This window comes from Duganella dendranthematis (genome assembly GCF_012849375.1).
In the GTDB taxonomy this organism is placed as follows: domain Bacteria; phylum Pseudomonadota; class Gammaproteobacteria; order Burkholderiales; family Burkholderiaceae_D; genus Rugamonas; species Rugamonas dendranthematis.
In genome coordinates this window covers 2,071,462-2,089,375 of record NZ_CP051684.1, presented here as the reverse complement: position 1 = coordinate 2,089,375, position 17,914 = coordinate 2,071,462, and the positions used below count along the sequence as shown (strand labels likewise).

General features: G+C 65.5%; 9 protein-coding genes. 5 read left to right on the top strand and 4 right to left on the bottom strand.

What is annotated here, in order from left to right; genetic code table 11:
* Positions 1-114 precede the first annotated feature (114 nt).
* Positions 115-9,831, bottom strand: coding sequence for an SPM autocatalytic domain-containing protein (locus HH213_RS09645; protein WP_169112110.1), 9,717 nt, complete (start codon positions 9,829-9,831; stop codon positions 115-117).
* Between the two features lie 208 nt (positions 9,832-10,039).
* Between HH213_RS09645 and nudC the strand changes: the two genes are divergently transcribed.
* Genes nudC through HH213_RS09630 form a run of 3 tightly spaced genes read left to right on the top strand, consistent with a single transcriptional unit; the run spans position 10,040 to position 12,816 of the window.
* A complete protein-coding gene (nudC, locus tag HH213_RS09640; RefSeq protein WP_169112109.1) occupies positions 10,040-10,855 on the top strand; it encodes an NAD(+) diphosphatase in 816 nt (271 codons plus the stop codon).
* Between the two features lie 54 nt (positions 10,856-10,909).
* Entirely contained in the window at positions 10,910-11,470 is a 561-nt protein-coding gene (gene folE, locus HH213_RS09635; protein ID WP_110845758.1) for a GTP cyclohydrolase I FolE, read from the top strand.
* A 5-nt stretch (positions 11,471-11,475) separates the two neighbouring features.
* Positions 11,476-12,816, top strand: a complete 1,341-nt coding sequence (locus HH213_RS09630; RefSeq protein ID WP_169112108.1) for a thioredoxin family protein — start codon at positions 11,476-11,478, stop codon at positions 12,814-12,816.
* Here the strand turns inward: HH213_RS09630 and HH213_RS09625 are convergent.
* The gene (locus tag HH213_RS09625) at positions 12,813-14,357 is read right to left on the bottom strand and encodes a M28 family peptidase (RefSeq protein ID WP_229263374.1); all 1,545 of its coding nucleotides are present in this window, start codon (positions 14,355-14,357) and stop codon (positions 12,813-12,815) included. The two genes, HH213_RS09630 and HH213_RS09625, sit on opposite strands and share 4 nt — an antisense overlap.
* 244 nt (positions 14,358-14,601) lie before the next feature.
* Between HH213_RS09625 and HH213_RS09620 the strand changes: the two genes are divergently transcribed.
* Together HH213_RS09620 and HH213_RS09615 are read left to right on the top strand one after the other, a co-directional pair.
* Entirely contained in the window at positions 14,602-14,889 is a 288-nt protein-coding gene (locus HH213_RS09620) for a DUF4148 domain-containing protein (RefSeq protein ID WP_169112106.1), read from the top strand.
* A gap of 134 nt (positions 14,890-15,023) precedes the next feature.
* Entirely contained in the window at positions 15,024-16,661 is a 1,638-nt protein-coding gene (locus HH213_RS09615) for a methyl-accepting chemotaxis protein (RefSeq protein ID WP_169112105.1), read from the top strand.
* 81 nt (positions 16,662-16,742) lie between these two features.
* Here HH213_RS09615 and HH213_RS09610 read toward each other — a convergent pair whose 3' ends face one another.
* Both HH213_RS09610 and HH213_RS09605 read right to left on the bottom strand, forming a co-directional pair.
* The gene (locus tag HH213_RS09610) at positions 16,743-17,168 is read right to left on the bottom strand and encodes a YdgH/BhsA/McbA family protein (protein ID WP_169112104.1); all 426 of its coding nucleotides are present in this window, start codon (positions 17,166-17,168) and stop codon (positions 16,743-16,745) included.
* Positions 17,169-17,228: 60 nt separating this feature from the next.
* Positions 17,229-17,846: an OmpW/AlkL family protein gene (locus HH213_RS09605; protein WP_110845752.1), complete on the bottom strand. Its 618-nt coding sequence runs from the start codon at positions 17,844-17,846 to the stop codon at positions 17,229-17,231.
* Positions 17,847-17,914 lie beyond the last annotated feature (68 nt).

Genomic DNA, 17,914 nt, shown 5'->3' with positions numbered 1-17,914 from the left:
TACCTTTTTGTCGCTGGGCGAGGGGCAACTTTTGGCTCTGGAGCAAGACTGTAAAACACCTGTTGCTCTAACGTTGGCAGGCCGGGGAAGCAGTGCCGCCTCCCCGGCCGCCATTTAACGTTTAGGGACGGCGAACCATTGGCTGGCTTGCTCCTCAAACGCTTGCTTGCCTGGGCCGGTGGCGACGCCTTGCAGGCTGTGCTGGGCACGATAGTGGTCCAGCGCCGCGGCCAATGGCGTGGTTGCCGCTGCTGCTGCCGCCGTCGCTGCCGAGGTTGGCAGCGTCAGCTGTTGCGCCGGGGCCGCAGAAGTGGCGGCATAACTGGCCATGGCGTTGGTCAGACCGCTCACTTGCTGTTGCAGCGAGGCAGTGGACGTTGCTTTGTCGGCCAGGAACCAGGCGTCTGCGCTCTGGTGCACGCTGCCGTCGGTGCTGGTGTAGCTCGACGTCAGGCCGATCACATTGCCGTTCTGCTGCGTCAGCGCGCTGTTGGCTTTGGTGCTGATGGTGGCAATGCCCAGCTGCGCCAGGGTCTTCAGCTCGTCGGCCTGGCTGACGCCGTCGCCGTTGCCGTCGACCCACACGCGCAGTGCGCCGTACGCGCTGTCGGCGGCCGTGATCTGGCCGTCGCCGTTGCTGTCGAGCGCGGCCAAGGCGGCGTAGCCGTCCTTGGCTTTGCTGCCGTCGGCCAGCGTGGTGCCGCTGCCGAACAGTTCGCTGCCGTCGTTGATCACGCCGTCGCCGTTGCGGTCCAGGGCCAGCAGGCCGTCGTGGGCGTCAACCCAGCCGGTGCTGACTTTCTGGCCGTCGCCGCGGATATCAAATTGCACGCCGGCGGTGATGCTGCGGGTCTGCACGCCGTTGCCGTCGAGATCGAGGATCAGCGGCGTGGCGTAGTTGACCGACGACGAGTTCAGCGCCATGGTCTGGGCAATCGACATCGAGGCGATCTGGGTCGCAGTCAGCGCGTCGGCTTGCGCCACGCTCAGCACGCCCAGCTGCGTGGTGGTCAGCGCCGGCATTTGCGCCGCCGCCAGCGCGCGGATCTGGTTGGTGCTGAAGGCCGCCAGCTGGCTGGTCTTCAGGCCGGCGATCTGCGTGTTGCTCAGACCGGCGATCTGCGCGGTGGACAGGTAGCCGATCTGGGTCGCGGTCAGCGAACCGAGCTGGCTGGTGCTCCAGGCCGCCAACTGGTCGGTGCTGAAGCCGTACAGTTGCGTCGCATCCAGCGCGGCGATCTGCGAATTCTTCAGCGCCGCCATCTGGGTGGTGGTCAGCGCCGCCGCCTGTTCACTGGCCAGTGCGAACAGCTGGTTGGTGCTCAGGGCCTGAATCTGCGTCGTGGTCAGCGCGCGTAACTGGTCGGAACCCAGCACGGCGACCTGGTCGATCGTCAGCGCGGTGACCTGGCTGAGCTTGATCGAGGCGATCTGGTCGGTGCTGAGCGCCTGCACTTGCGGCGTCGACAGCGCGGCCACCTGGGTGGTGCTGAGGTAGCCGATCTGGGTGGTGCGCAGCGCGTTGATCTGGCTGGTGCTGAAGGCGAAGAACTGGTCGACGGTGAGGGCGCCCAGTTGTGCGCTGGTCAGCGCCTGCACCTGGTTGGTGTTGAGGCCGGCCAGCTGGCTGACCGCCAGACTGGCGATCTGCACGGTGCCCAGCGCGGCGACGTCGTCCGTGGTCAGCACGTTCAGCTGGGCGGTCGACAGCGCGGTGACGGCGGTCACGCTGAGCGCGGCGGCTTGCTGGGTGCTCAGCGCCTGCAGCTGGTCGCTGCTGAAGACGCCGATCTGGGCGCCGTCGATGGCCGCCACTTGCGCGGTCTTCAGCGCGCGCACCTGGCCGGTGGTCAGCGCCATGGTCTGGCTGCTGGACAGGCCGATGAACTGGCTGGCGCTCAAGGCAGCCACGTCCTGGGTTTCCAGCGCGGCGATCTGTTCGGTGCTGAACACGGCCAGCTGGTCGGAACTCAAGGCCGGCAGCTGGGCGGTGGACAGGCCGGCGACCTGTTCGGTGGTCAGCGCGACGATCTGGTCGCTGCTGAGCGCACTGGCTTGCTGCGTGGTCAGCGCGGCGATCTGCGCGGTGCGCAGCGCCTGGATCTGGTCGCTGGTCAGCGCCGCCAGCCCGTCCAGCGTCAGGCCGTAGGCCAGCTGGGTGGTTGTCAGTGCGCTGATGTGGTCGCTATCGAGCGCGATCAGCTGTTCGGTGCCGAGGCCGTAAGCCAGCTGGGCCGTGCTGAGCGCGGCGAATTGGGCGGTGCCCAACGCATTCAGTTGCAGCGTACCCAGCGTCGACACTTGCGCGGTGCTGAGGGCGTTCAGCTGACGCGTGGTGAGGGCGTTCAGGTCGACGATTTCCAGCGCCGCCAGTTGGTCGGAGCTCAGCGCCGCCACTTGTTGCGTGCTCAGCGTGGCGGTCTGCTCGGTGCTCAGCGCAACAATCTGGGCGCTGGTCAGGGCGGCGATCTGCAGCGTGGCCAGGCTGGCGGTTTGCGCGGTGCGCAGCGCGCCGATCTGGTCGGTGGTCAAGGCGGCGATGCCGTCCGTGCCGAGGCCGTAATTGAGCTGGCTGGTGCCGAAGGCGCTGATGTGGGCGGCGTCCAGTGCCGCCAACTGCGCGGTGGTCAGGCCGGCGGCCAGCTGGGCGGTGGTCAGCGCCGCCAGTTCGGCCGTGGTCAGGCCGTTCAGCTGGTCGCTGCTGAGGGCGCTGATCTGGTCGCTGGTGAAAGCGACCACTTGGCGCGTGCTGAACACGGCCAGGTCTTCGGTTTCCAGCGCCACCACCTGGCTGGTGGTCAGCGCGGCGACCTGGCGCGTGGCCAGCGACGCTGCTTGCGCGGTGGTCAGCGCGATGATCTGGGCGGTGCTCAGGCCAGTGCTGATCTGGTCGGTGGACAGGGTGCTGATCTGCGCGGTCGACAGCGTGACCAATTGCTCGGTCAGCAAGGCCTGCAACTGGTCGCTGCTCAACAGGTTGAACTGGGCGGTGGTCAGCGCCGCCAGGTCGACGGTTTCCAGCGCGGCGATCTGGCCGCTTTGCAGGCCGGCCAGCTGGGTGCTGGTCAGCGCGCGGATTTGCAGCGTGGTGAAGGCAACGATCTGGTCGCTGGACAGCACGCCGATCTGGTCGGATTGCAGGTTGCGGATGGCGCTGGTGGCCAGCACGCTGAACTGGTCGGTATCCAGTGCGCCCAGCTGGCCGGCGTTCAGCACGGTCGCCTGGGTCGAGGTCAGCGCCGCCACTTGTGCGGTGCTCAGGTGGGCGAATTGGCCGCTGGTCAGCGCGCTGATCATGGCGGTGGTGAGGCCGGTGAAGGCGGCGCTTGACAGCGCGTTCAGCTGGCTGCTGGTCAGCGCGGCAAATTGCGCCGTGTTGAGCGCGGTCAGCTGGTTGCTGCGCAGGGCGACGAAATCGTCGGTGCTGAGCGCGCTGATCTGGTCGGTACGCAGGGCGCCGATCTGGGTGGCGCTCAGCGTGACGACCTGGGCGCTGCTGAGGGCGGCAATGTTGTCGCTGCTGAGTGCCGCGATCTGGTCGGTCCCCAGGCTGCTCACCTGTGCCGTGCCGAGTGCGCTCACCAGGTCGGTGGTCAGGGCGGCGATGTTGGCGGTGGTGATGGCGGCGATCTGGGCGCTGTTCAGGACGGCGAAATCGCCGGTCTCCAGGGCGTCCAGCTGGACGCTGCTCAGCGATGCGATCTGGGCCGTGGCCAGGGCCGCCGACTGTGCGCTGGTCAATGCGACGATCTGGTCGCTGGTGACGGCACCAAACTGCGCAGTACTCAACGAGGCCAGCTGGTCAGTACCCAGGTGTTGCCACTGGTCGGTGGTCAACGCTTCCAGCAGGCCGGTGCTGAGGGCGGCGACCTGGGCGCTGCGCAGCGCTTGCACGCCGTCGGTGCCCAGTGCCTGCAACTGGTCGCTGCTCAGCACGTTCAGCTGGGCGCCGGCCAGCGCCTGGATTTGTTGCGTGGTCAAGGCGGCCACGCGGTCGATGCTGAGCGCCTGCAGCTGGTCGCTGCCCAGCGCCTGCACTTGCGCGGTCTTCAGCGCGGCCAGGTCGACCAGTTCGATAGCTTGCAACTGGGCGGTGGTCAGCAGCGCGACTTGGGCCGTGCTGAGCAGGCCGAATTGCTGCGTGGTCAGGGCGATGATCTGGTCGCTGCCCAGCGATTGCAGCTGCGCGCTGCTGAGCGCGGCCAGTTGCGTCAGGCCGAACGCTTGCAGCTGGATGTCGCGCATGATGTTCAGCTGATCGGTGCCGAGGGCGGCGATCTGCGCGGTTTTCAGCGCGGCCAGGTCATCGCTGTTCAGCGCCACCAGTTGGAAGTCGGTCAGCGCCTGCAACTGGCTGCTGGTCAGCGCCTGGGTCTGCCCGGTGGTCAGGATGGCGATATGGTCCGGCGTCAGCGCCTGGATCTGGGCGGTGCTGAAGCTGGCGATCTGCGCCGGACGCAGCGCGACAAAGTCTTCCGCTTCGATGACGCTCAGTTGGTCCGAGGTCAGCGCGGCCAGTTGCCGGGTGCCGAGCACGGCGAATTGCGCGGTGCTCAGGGCGACGATCTGGTCGGGCCGCAGCGCCTGCACCTGGTCGGTGCCGAGCGCGTTCATCTGCACCACGCTCAGGGCCTGCACCTGCTCATCGCCCAGCGCTTGCAGCTGGTCGCTGGTGAGGATGCTGATCTGGGCGGTGCGCAGTGCGGCGATGTCGGCGCTGGTGAGGGCGTGCATCTGGTCGCTGCTGAGGACGGCGATCTGCTGGGTCGACATGGCGCCGACCTGGGCCGAGTTCAGCGCCTGGACCTGGAGCGTGCTCAGTTGCATCAGCTGGTCGGTGCCGAACGCCACGATCTGCGTGGCTTTCATCGCGGCCAGGTCATCAGTTTCCAGCGCGTGCACCTGGTCGCTGCCGAGCGCGGCCACGGCGGCGGTGCTGAGCGAACCGATCTGGCGGGTGGTCAGGGCGACGATCTGGTCGGTGGTCAGCGCCGCGACCTGGGCGGTACTGAGGCCGGCGATCTGCGTCGGCGTGAGCGACTGGATCTGGTCGGTGGTGAGCTTGATCAGCGTGCCCAGCGCCGCCAGCTGGGCGGCACTCAGCGCGGCGAAGTCGGCTGCGCTGAAGGCGCCGATCTGTTGTTCGCTCAGCGTCGACAGCTGGGCGGTCGACAAGGCGGCCACCTGGCTGCTGGTCAGCGCGGCAACCTGGTCGGTGCTGAGTTGCTGGATCTGCGCCGTGAGCAGCGCGTTGACCTGGGCGGTCCGCAGCGCCGCGACGTCATCGGTGCTGAGGGCGGCCAGCTGGCCGTTGGTCAGGTTGACGATCTGCGCGGTAACCAGTGCGACGACCTGGCGGGTGGTCAGCGCGGCGATCTGCTCGGTCAGCAGCGTTTGCAGTTGCGTGGTGTTCAGCGCGGCCAGCTGGGCCGCGGTGAGCGCCTGCACCTGGTCGCTGCCGAGGGCTTGCAACTGGTCGCCGCTGAGGGTCACGACTTGCGCGGTGCGCAGCGCGGCCAGGTCGCGGGTTTCCATGGCGCGCACCTGGTCGGAACCGAGCGCGCTCAGTTGCAGCGTGCTCAGGCTGGACACCTGCAGCGTGCTCAGCGCAACGATCTGGTTCAGATCCAGCGAGGCGATCTGGCTGCTGGACAGGGCGGCGAGCTGGACGGTGCGCAGCGCGGCGAGGTCGGCGGTGGACAGTGCCGCCAGTTGCGCGGCGCTCAGCGCTTGCAGCTGCGCCGTGCTCAGGCCGGCGGCCTGGAGCGTGGTCAGGACGCCGATCTGGTCGCTGCCCAGTGTGCCGAACTGGCTGCTGGTCAGCGCGCTCAGTTGCGCCGTAGTCAGCGCGCGCAGCTGGTCACTCGATAGCGCATCGAGCTGGTCGGTGGTGAGCGCCACCACTTGCGCGGTGCGCAGCGCGGCGATGTCGGCGCTGGAGAAGCCGAGCAACTGGGCGGCGCTGAGCGCCTGCAACTGCGCAGTGCTCAGGCTGCTGGTTTGCAGCGTGGTCAGCGCGGCCGCCTGGCTCGGGTCGAGACCGGCGATTTGCGCGGTGCTGAGGACGGCGATCTGGGCGGTGCGCAGCGCGGCCAGGTCCTGGGTTTCCAGCGCGTTCAGCTGGTCGCTGCCGAGGGCGGCGAGTTGCTGGCTGGTCAGGTGGCTGACTTGCAGCGTGGTCAGCGCGACCAGTTGCGCGTTATCCAGCTGGGCGATCTGCTGGGTTTTCAGCGCGGCGATCTGCTGCGTTTTCAACTGCGCCAGCATGGTGTTACCGAGCGCGCTCAGCTGGTCGCTGCTCAGCAGGCCGATCTGGGCGGTGCCGAGGTTGATCACCTGCGCGCTGCTCAGTGCGGCGATCTGTTCGGTCGCCAGCTGTTGCAGCTGATTGCTGCCCAGGGCCAGCAATTGGGTGGTGGTCAGCGCCCGCACCTGCGTGCTGCTGAGGGCGTTCAGGCTGTCGCTGCCGAGGCTGGCGATCTGGGCGGTGCGCAGCGCGGCCAGGTCGCGGGTTTCCAGGTCGTTCAGCTGGCCGGCGCTGAGGGCCGCCAGCTGGCGTGTGCTCAGGCTGCTCACCTGGGCCGTGGTCAGACCGATGATCTGGTCGCTGCTCAGGACGGTGATCTGGTCGGTCGACAGCGCGGCGATCTGCTGCGTTTTGAGCGCCGCCAGCACGTTGGCGTCAAGCGCCTGCAACTGGCTATTGCTCAGGACGCCGATCTGCGCGGTGCCCAGGCTGCTGGCCTGCAAGGTGCTCAGGGCGCTGATGCGGTCGGTGCCCAAGGCCAGCACTTGCGCGGTGGTCAGCGCGGCGATCTGGCGGCTGTTGAGGGCGGCCATGTGGGCCAGGTCCAGCGCCACCACGGTGGCGGTGCCAAGCGCGGCGATCTGGGTCGTGGTGAGGGCGTTCAGGTCGCGGGTTTCCAGCGCGTTCAACTGCTCGGACGACAGCGCGTTCAGCTGGCTGGCGGCGATTTGGCTGGCTTGCGCGGTGGTCAGCGCGACGATCTGGCTGGTGGTGACGGCGGCCAGCTGTTCGGTGCTGAGCGCGTTGAGCTGCTGGCTCTTCAGCGCGGCCCAGTCGGCATTGCTCAGCACGGACAACTGGCTGGCCAGCAGGTAGCTGATCTGCAGCGGGCTCAAGGCACCCACCTGCAGCGTGGTCAGGGCGCCGATCTGGTCGCTGCTGAGCACGCGGATCTGGTCCGAAGTGAGCTGGCTGACTTGTTCCGTCTTCAGCGCCGCCACCTGGTTCGGCGACAGGATGGCGATACTGTTGGTGCCCAGGCCCAGCAGCTGGCTGGTGCGCAGCGCGGCAAAGTCCTGGGTTTCCATCGCCGACAGCTGGGCGGTGGTGAGCGCATTGAGCTGCACGCCGGTCAGCGCGTTGGCCTGGGCGGTGGTCAGCGCCACGATCTGCTCCAGCGTCAGTTTGCTGATCTGGTCCGGCGTCAGGGCGGCGATCTGCGCCGTCTTGAGGGCGGCGAAGTCGCGGGTTTCCAGCGCCACCAGCTGTTCGCTCGACAGTGCGGCGATCTGGCGCGTGGCCAGTTGGGTGGCTTGCTGCGTGGTCAGCGCGACGATCTGGTCGGTGCCGAGCGCGCCGAACTGGGTCGTGGACAGGCCGTTCAGCACGGTCGAAGTCAGGGCCGACACCTGGGTGGTGGTCAGCGCCGCCACGGCGTCGTTGCTCAGTGCGGCTGCCTGGCGCGAACTGAGCGCGGCGAGGTCGCGGGTTTCCATGACAGCGACCTGGTCGCTGCCGAGCGCGGCCACCTGGGCCGTGGCCAGCGCGGCCACCTGCTGCGAGCCGAGGGCGATCAGATGCACGCTGTCCAGCGCGGCGATCTGGCTGGTGCCGAGCGCGGCGATCTGCTGGGTCTTGAAGGCGGCGAGGTCCTGGGTTTGCAGCGCGTTCAGCTGGGCGTCGGTCAGCGCAGCGATCTGGCGCGTCGCCAGCGCCATGCTTTGCTGCGTACTCAGCGCCACGATCTGGTCGGTTGACAGTGCGGCGACCTGGGCGGTGGTGAAGGCGTTGATGACGGCGGTGCTGAGCACGGCGATCTGGTCGGTGCCGAGCGCCTGGACGTTGTCAATGGACAGCGCCACCGCTTGCCGCGTTTGCAGGCCGGCCAGCGCCGCCGATGACAGCGCCACCAATTGCGCGCTGCCCAGCGTGGATACTTGCAGGGTGGTCAGGGCGGCGATTTGCTGCGAGCTGAAGCTGCCGAAATGGGCGGCGTCGAGCGCACCCAGCTGGGTGCTGGTCAGTGCGGCGACCTGGGCGGTTTTAAAGGCCAGCAGGTCGCGCGTTTCCAGCGCGGCCAGCTGGCTGGTGCTCAGCGAGGCGATCTGCACCGAGGTGAGTGCGGCTGCTTGCGCCGTGGTCAGGCTGACGATCTGGGCGTCGTCCAGCGCCGCCAGCTGGCGGGTGCTGAGCGCGGCGATCTGCAGCGTGGCCAAGGCGGCGATCTGATCGGTGCGCAGCGCGGCGATCTGTTCGGTGCTGAGGCCGCCAAGCTGGTTGCTGCGCAGTGCGGCCAGGTCGGCCGTTTCTAGCGCGCCCAGCTGCTCGGTCGATAGCACCGCCAGTTGTTGCGAGCTGAGCGCATTGGCCTGGACCGTGCGCAGGGCAGCAATCTGGGCCGCGGTCAGCGCGCTGACCTGGGCCGTGCCGAGGGCGGTGACTTGCGCCGTGCCCATGGCGGCCAGGTCAACGGTTTCCAGCGCGGCCAGCTGGGTGATGCTCAGTGCCTGCACTTGTTGCGTGGTCAGCGCGGCGACTTGCGCGGTGCGCAGCGCCACGATCTGGTCGGTGCTGAAAGCGCGCAGTTGCGCGGTTGGCAGGGCGGCGGTCTGCGCGGTGGTGAGCGCGGCGATCTGGCTGGTGCCGAGCATGGCGGTGACGCCGGTGCCGAGCGCGGCCAGCTGCTGGGTCCTCAGCGCGGCGAGGTCTTGCGCACTGAGCGCGCCCAACTGCTCGCTGGACAGCAGGCTCAGTTGCTGCGTGGTCAGCGACTGGATCTGCGTGGTGGTCAGCGCGACGATCTGGTCGGTGCTGAGGGCGGTGAACTGAGTGGTGGTCAGGGCGGCGATCTGCTGGGTTTTCAGCGCGGCCAGGCCGTTGCTGCCCAGGGCGGCCAGCTGTTCGGTGCCGAGGCGGCCGATTTGCGTGGTCGACAGGCCGGCGGCTTGCGCCGTGGTCAGCGCGGCCAGCTGGCTGTCGCCGAGGGCGCCCAGCTGAACTGCGTCCAGCGCGTTCAGTTGCAGCGTGGTCAGCGTGGCCATCTCGCGGGTGGTCAGGCTGGCGACCTGGTTGCTGGCCAGCGCGGCGATCTGCTGGGTCTTCAGGGAAACCGTCTGCGCCGTGGTGAGCGCTTGCAGCTGGTCGCTGCCGAGTGCTCGCAGCTGGGTGGTGCTGAGCGTGACCAGTTGCGCGGTGCGCAGTGCGGCCAAGTCCTGGGTTTCGATCAACGCCACCTGGGCCTGGCTCAAGCTGGCCAGCTGGGCGGTGGTGAGCGCCGTGAACTGGACCGTGGTGAGGCCGGCGCCCAGTTGGTCGTCGCTCAGCGTGGAAAACTGGGCCGTGGAGAGGGCGGCGACCTGCTTGGTCGACAGACTATTCAACTGTTGCGTCCCCATGGCGTGCAAGGTGGCCGTCGTCAGTGCGCGCAGCTGCGCGGTGCCGAACCAGCTGAGCTGGGCCGTGCTGAGCAACGTCATCTGCAAGGTGCTGAGCGTGGCGGCGTCCGCCGTCGTCAGCGAAGCAATCTGTGCCGATTGCAGTGCCTTGAGTTGGTCGGTAGTAAGGTCGGATAAGTTGAATGACATGTCTGATAATCTCCCACGGGAAATATATCTTACCGTCAATAGCGTTTAAGCCGGGAAAAAAGACTGAATTTAGTGCCAATTCTTGGCCTGAAAACAATGACTTAGCGCTCATTTTGTCATTCGCCGGTCATAAATTTCAGCGTGCAAAATAATGAATCTGGAAACACTGTAAGATGCTGATTCGCATTAAACCTCTACTTTCCCTGCCATGCTGCAAACTCCCGCCACTTTTCAGGCCGTTATCCGGCCGCAAGAACACGACCAGCCTGTCACATTTATTTTTCACCGTGGTGAGTTGCTTTTGCGCAACAGCATCATGGGCTTGCCGACGCTGGACGACCTCACGACGCTGCCGCTGGCGCCGGAACGCATCCATCCACTGGGCTTGTGGGAAGGGCGGTATTACCAGGTAACCTGGCTGGACGAGCCGCTGCTGCCGAGCGCGGAGTTTGGCTACCACGGCCTGCGCTCGCTGTTTGGCGTGCTGGACGACGGCTTCCTCGGCGTGGCCGGGCGCGCCTTCCAGCTGGTGGAGTGGGCCCGTACGCACCGGTACTGCGGCGTCTGCGCGACGCCGATGCAGCTGCTGGCGGGTGAGCGCTGCTACAAGTGTCCAAACTGTGGCCACAGCGCCTATCCGCGCATCTCGCCAGCCATGATGGTGCTGGTGCGCAAGGGAGACAAGGTACTGCTGGCGATGCACACCAACTCGCCCTACAAACGCTACACGGCGCTGGCCGGCTTCGTCGAGGCCGGCGAGTCGATCGAGGAAGCGGTGCACCGCGAAGTGTTCGAGGAAGTCGGCCTCAAGGTCCACAACCTGCAATACTTCGGCAGCCAGTCGTGGCCGTTCCCGCATTCGCTGATGGTGGCCTACACGGCCGACTACCTGGACGGCGAGATTCGCGTCGACGACAGCGAAATCGCCGAGGCGCGCTGGTTCGGCGCGGACGACGAATGGCCGGAGTTGCCGGTCAAGGTGTCGATCGCCGCGCGCCTGGTGGACGCCCACCGGCCCCGGTAAGGCCCCGACAATTTCTGTATACTGTCGGGCAATTTAGAAAAAAGGTGTTTCATCATGTCTCAAGAATTTACGGAAAACGACTGGCGCCGCCTGATTGCCAGCATTGGCGAAGACCCTGATCGTCCTGGCCTGCTGGAAACCCCGGCCCGCGTGACCAAGGCGTGGAAACACTGGACCTCCGGCTACGGCCAGGATCCGGTCACGCTGCTGAAGGCGTTTGAAGACGGCGCCGAGCAGTACAACGAATTCATCATCGTGCGCAACATCCCGGTGTACAGCCACTGCGAACACCATCTGGCACCGTTCTTCGGCAAGGCCACCATCGGCTACATCCCGAACGGCAAGATCGTCGGTCTGTCCAAGCTGACCCGCCTGGTCGACTGCTTCGCCAAGCGCCTGCAGGTGCAGGAACGCATGACCATGCAAATCGCCAACGCGCTGCTGGAAGTGCTAGAGCCGAAGGCGGTGGGCGTGATCGTCAAATGCCGTCACCTGTGCATGGAAAGCCGCGGCATTCGCACGCCGGGCGAAGAAACGGTGACCTCGGCCATGCTGGGCGAATTGCAGCCCAACCTGGCAATGCGCACCGAATTCCTGGCGCTGGCGCGGGACTGAGCGCGATGGCGGCGACGAAGGTGGCAATTGAGTGGCTGAACGGCGGCCTCGACGCCGCTTTTGCGCTGGCCAAAGCGCAGCAACGCCCGTTGTTCCTGTACTGGGGCGCCGCATGGTGCCCGCCGTGCAACCGGGTCAAGTCCGAGATTTTTGCGCGGGATGAATTCGCCGCCCGCACCGCCGGCGTGCTGTGCTATCACCTCGATGGCGACAGCGCCGGCGCGCAGGCGCTGGCCGCGCGCTATCAGCTGCGCAGCTATCCGACGCTGGTGCTGTATGCGCCGGACGGCGGCGAAATCACGCGCCTGCCGTGCGAACTCGATGGCGAACTGTTCGTGGCCGCCTTCGACGCCGCGCTGGCCGTGCATGCTGCCGGCTCGTCGGCAGCGGCGGCGCTGGAGGCGGCGTTGAGCGCATCGCGTCCGCTGAGCGCCGACGAGTGGTCGCTGCTGAGCCACTATTCGTGGGACACCGACGAAGGCAAGCTGCTGGGCACGCGCACACTGGCGCCGACCCTGGCCGCGCTGGCTGCGGCCAGCACCAATCCGGATGCGGCGGTGCGATTGCAACTGCACGCGCAACTGGCGGCCGGCAGCGTTGACGCCGCCTTCTTGCTGACGGTGCTGGCCGATGCACGGTTGGCGCGTTCCAATATGGACATCTTCAACAACAGCGGCCTGAACCTGATCAAGCGCGCCAGCCGGCGCGAAGAACTGGCGGCCGCGTTGGGCAGCGTGGCGGCGCAATGGGCCGACGACTTCTGGCTCAGCGCGCCGGACCGACTGATGGCGGTACGCCTGCAAATGCGGCTGGCGCGCCTGCTGGCGCCGACGCAGGGCTTGCAGAAGCAGATCCGCGAACGTGTCGACGAAGCGCTGGCCGAATCGACCGACCCGTACGAACGTCACACGCTGGTCAACACCGCAGTGAGTGCGCTGAACGACGCCGGCTTGCCGGCGCAGGCGGAGCAAGTGCTGCTGGCGGAACTGCCGCGTTCGCATTCACCGTACTACTTCATGCTGAGTCTGGCGGCCAGCGCCAAGCGTCGCAACGACGTCTCGGGCGTGCTGGACTGGTATGGCAAAGCGTGGCAAGCCTCGGTAGGCGTCGCGACGCGGCTGCAATGGGGCGTGACCTATCTGAACAGCCTGATCGACCTGGCGCCGCAAGACAGCGCCCGCATCGAACAAGCCGCGCAAGGCCTGCTGGCCGATATCCACGCGGCCGGCGCCGACGCCCACCAGCAGCGCAACCTCAGCCAACTACAAAAGCTGGCGCCGAAACTGGCCAGCATCCCCGCCGGTCCCCACACCGCCACCCTCGCCGTCGCCCTGACTCCGAATTAATGGCGCTGGAACTCGGCGCCGTCTTTCCACTTGGGCTGCTCTTTGCCTTGCGCGGCCTGGTAGCCGGCCTGGAATAGCAGGGCGATGTCGTCCACCGCGCCACTGATGTTCCAGTTCGGCTGCACGGTGTCGTGCACGGTGTGGAACTGGTGCGCGGTGTAGTTCAGCAGCTTGCTGGCGCTGCTGCGCAGGTAGATGGTCGGCACGCCGGCGCGGGCGAATTCCAGTTGGTCGCCACGGTAGTAGCTGCCGTAGCTGATGTTGCTGTCGGGCTTGACCACGCGGCCCTGCTTGGCCGCCACCGCCACCACCAGATCGTCCGCCGTCGATTTGCCCATGCCGCTCAGCTCAACATCGCGGGTGCGGCCCCACATGTTCAGGCCGTCGATGTTGATGTTGAGGATGGTCTTGCCGATCGGGACCAGCGGATGACGCACATAGTATTGCGCGCCCAGCAGTCCGCGCTCTTGCGCCGTGGTCGCCACGAACAGGATGGTGCGCTTGGGTGCCGTCGGCAGCGCTTTGTAGGCGCGGGCGATTTGCAGCAGCGCCGCCACGCCGCTGGCGTTGTCCACCGCGCCGTGGAAGATTTGCTGGCTGCGCGGTCCGGGCAGGCTTTCGTCGATGCCGAAATGGTCCCAGTGCGCGCTGTAGATCACCACTTCATTCTTCAGCAGCGGATCGGAACCGGTAATGCGCGCCACCACGTTGTGCGAGGTGACCTCGCGCGTGGCGTTCAGCGTCGACAGGTTGATCTTGATCCCCAGCGGCACCGGCTTGAAGCCGCGCGTCTGCGCCTGCTCCTTGAGCTGCTGGAAGTCCAGTCCGGCCGCCTTGAACAGGTCGCCGGCGCGCTCCTGCTGCAGCCAGCCCGGAATGCCGGGGTAGCCGGCATCCGGCGTCTTGCTTTTCAGCGCGAAGTTTTCGCGGCCCCAGCTGTTGACGACGAATTCATACGGGTAGCCGGCGGTTTTGTTGTCATGCACGATCAGCGCCGCCGCCGCGCCCTGCCTGGCCGCCATCTCGAACTTGTAGTTCCAGCGGCCATACCAGGTCAGCGAATTGCCGCCGAACATGGCCGGGTCGAGCAGTTTGGGATGCTTGGGATCGGGGATCGGCGGGTCGTTGATCAGCATGACCAGCGTCTTGCCCTTCAGGTCCGCGCCCTTGTAGTCGTCCCATTTGAATTCCGGCGCCTGGATGCCGTAGCCGACAAACACCAGCTCGGAATTGGCCACGTCGAGCTGCTTGTCGGCGCGCGCGGTCCAGGCGATGTAGTCGTCGCCGAAGCGCAGCTGGGTCGGTTTGCCGTCCTTGCCGGTGTAGCTGAGCGTCGGGTGGCTGGAAATGCCGAGCAGCGGCACTTTTTGCAGGTAGGTGCCGTCCGCGTTGCCCGGCTCCAGGCCGAGTTTCTTGAATTGCTGCTGCAGATAGTCGATGGTCAGGGTTTCGCCCTTGGTGCCGGGCGCGCGGCCTTCGAATTCATCCGAAGCGAGCGTGGTGATCTGTTCCAGCAGCTCCGCGCCGTCGATTTTCGGCAACGCTGCTGCGTGGACCTGGCACGCACACAGGGCCAAAAGCGTTGTCGACAGGAGCGATTTCATATGGATGAACGATTGTTAATATTAAGCCACCATTTTGACACATTTTTGTTGCTTGTGGACACATTTCTACTGGCAGGGATAGATTGGATAAACGAATCATTCCGAGCAGATAATTGCGCTTTTTTATCGGAATTTTTAATACTAAGATGGCTCCATCGACCTTCCTTTCAGGAGCATCACCATGAACACCAAAGCCCTCTTCGCCGCCGTTGCCCTGCTGGCCGCCGGCAGCAGCTTCGCCGCCGACACCAACGAAGCCAGCTTCGACCAGACCTTCCTCAATGGCGGCAACAGCACGCTGACCCGCGCCCAGGTCAAAGCCGAGACCCTGGCCGCCCGCAAGGCTGGTCTGCTCGATACCAATGAAGCTTATCAGGACGTCGCCTACATGGCGCCGCGCGCCAAAAGCGCCGAGGTGAAGGCGCAACTCGCCGCGAAAACCGTTGCAGCAGGCAATACTGCACACTAAGCAATGGGCCGGCTCGGCACTCAAAGCCGAGCCCGGTTGTATTTGCGGATAAACCACAAGAATGAAATTTGTTGCACGCTGCAAGGAGCTTTGGGGGTATTCTCGTTTCCATAAGACAATAGGAGACTCAACCCATGAACAAGTTGTCCTTTCAGCAGAAACTGTGGGTACCGCTGATCTGCAGCCTGCTGTGCATCACTGCGATCTTCCTGTTTGAAACCATTCAGACCCGCAACGTGCGGATCGAGGAACGCAGCAGCGACCTGCGCAATGTCGACGACATGGCGCTGAATATCGTCAAGCAGTTTGGCGACAAGGCCGCAGCCGGCACGCTCAGCAAGGAAGACGCGCAGAAGCAGGCGATGGACACCATCAAAAACCTGCGCTACGCCAAGGATGGCTACTTCACCATCAGCAGCGGCACCATGTCGCTGATGCATCCCATCAAGCCCGAAAACAATAACAAGGACCTGGTCGATCTGAAAGATCCGAAAGGCACCTACGTGTATCGCGCCATCGCGGCAGCGGGCGGGCAGCCGGAAGGTGGCGGCTTCGTCAATTACTACTGGTCGCGTCCGGGCTCGGCCGAGCCGGTGCCGAAAATGAGCCGCGTGGTGCATTACGGGCCGTGGAACTGGGACCTGACCACCGGCGTGTACATGGATGATATCGACGCCGCCTTCCAAGCCTCGCTGCTGAAATCAGCCGGCTGGCTGCTGGCGGTGTGCGCCGTGCTGTGGCTGATTGTCAGCCTGGTCAACAAGAGTTTGCGCCACACCATCGGCGGTGCGCCGGAGTATGTCGGCGAGGTGACGCAGCAGATTGCCGATGGCGATCTGAGTGTGGTGGTCAAGGTGCATGAGGCCGATCGCAGCAGCATCCTGTATTCCGTCAAGGTGATGCAGCAGCGCCTGGCCGAAACCATCGGCGAAATCCGCCGCAGTGCCGACACCATCGCCACCGCCTCCAGCGAAATCGCGTCCGGCAATATGGATCTGTCGGCGCGCACCGAATCGCAGGCCAGCTCGCTGGAAGAGACGGCGGCGTCGATGGAAGAGCTGACCTCGACCGTCACCCAGAATGCCGACAACGCCGTGCAGGCCAACAAGCTGGTGCAGTCGGCCTCCGAAGTGGCCGAGCGTGGCGGCAGGGTGGTGTCGCAGGTGGTGCAGACCATGGATACCATCAATGACTCATCGCGCCGGATTGTCGACATCATCAGCGTGATTGACGGGATCGCCTTCCAGACCAATATCCTGGCCTTGAATGCGGCGGTGGAAGCGGCGCGCGCGGGTGAGCAGGGCCGTGGCTTTGCGGTGGTGGCGTCCGAAGTGCGCAACCTGGCGCAGCGGTCGGCGGCGGCGGCCAAGGAAATCAAGGAGTTGATCAATGCGTCCGTGGACAGCATCGGCGCCGGCAGCGCGCTGGTGGCGGAGGCGGGCACCACGATGGATCAGGTGGTGACCAGCGTGTCGCGGGTAACGCAGATCATGTCGGCGATTACCGACGCGTCGAGCGAGCAGAGCACGGGCATTGGCCACGTCAACATGGCGATTACGGAGATGGATTCGGTGACGCAGCAGAATGCCGCGCTGGTGGAGCAGGCGGCAGCAGCGGCCGGTAGCATGCAGGAGCAGGCGGCGATGCTGGCCACGCTGGTGGCGCGCTTCAAGTTGAATGGGGATGCGCCGTATTCGGCGCCGGTCGCCAGCAAGCCGGTGGCGCGTCCGGCGTCACGGCCGGCAAAACGCCAGATGGCGCTGGTGCGCTAAGCGCTCGCGGCACTGCCGCAACCCGCACACCACTGCGGCCAGGGTCTGACCCCGTACGGGGTCAGACCCTTTTGTTTGGGGTTATTTGGTATCGGCGGGGACGGTTTCTACGACCGCGGCTTCGTAGACGAATTTGCCGCCGTCGTCGCGGAATACACCCATCAATTCGCCGCCGTCGCCTTTGACGTCGGCGTACAAGGTGCAGGTCTGCGTTTCTACCTGCCACATTTCTTGCCCGGCGCGCAGCGTCCAGACGTTGTCGCCGCCGGACAGCAGTTCGATTTCCACTTCATCGGCCGGCATGTCGGTCAATTCGATGCGACGCAGGCAGTCGGGCAGACGCTGCATGATCAACTCCACCCGGCTGTCCTTGCTCCAGAAGTGCTTCTGCGCCCGGTGTATCGTCAGCGCATGGTTGCCGACCGGGCCGTCCGCGTAGTACGAGGCACTGTCGTCAACGCATGCCGCCAGCAGCAGCGGCATCAGGAAGAACAGGATCTTGCGCATGGGCTTTCCGTGGGTGGCTATCGATTTACCGCATTATAGCCGCCCCACCCGACGACCCGATCAGAAGCGGTAGCCGATACCTACGCCCAACAGTACCGGGTCCACTTTTACGCGGCTGGCCTTGGCACCGCTGATCATCACATCGCTGCGGATCTGCACTTTCTTGATGTCGAAGTTGATCGACCAGTTCTTGTCGATCGCCACATCGGCGCCCGCTTGCAGCGCCAGGCCGAAGCTGTCATGTTCCAGGCTGCCTGCGCCGCCCAGCAGGTTCACGCCGGAGAAGGTGGTGTAGTTCACGCCCGCACCGACATAGGGACGGAAGCTGGCGTCCGGCAGGAAGTGGTACTGCACCGTCAGCGTCGGCGGCAGGTGCTTGAGGGTGCCGATCTTGGCGCCGTCCAGCGAGACGTCGTGCTTTTGCGGGTAGGTCAGAATCAGCTCGGTGGCGATGTTCTTGGTGAAGAAATAGGAGACGTCGAATTCCGGAATGGTCTTGTTGCTGACGTGGATGCGGTCGGAGGCACCAACGCCGCCCACGGGATCCGATTTGTCGGCGGTGTCGATGTGCACGGCGCGCACGCGCACCAGCCAAGGGCTTTCTTGGGCCATCACGTTGGCGGTCATCAGGGTCAGGGTTGCGGCTACTGCGGCTACTGCTGCTACGGACTTGCTCATTTTACTTCCCTCTTTATCGTCGTTGAGTAACGTGAGAAAGTCTATTGATGCGGTGCAGTAAAAACATT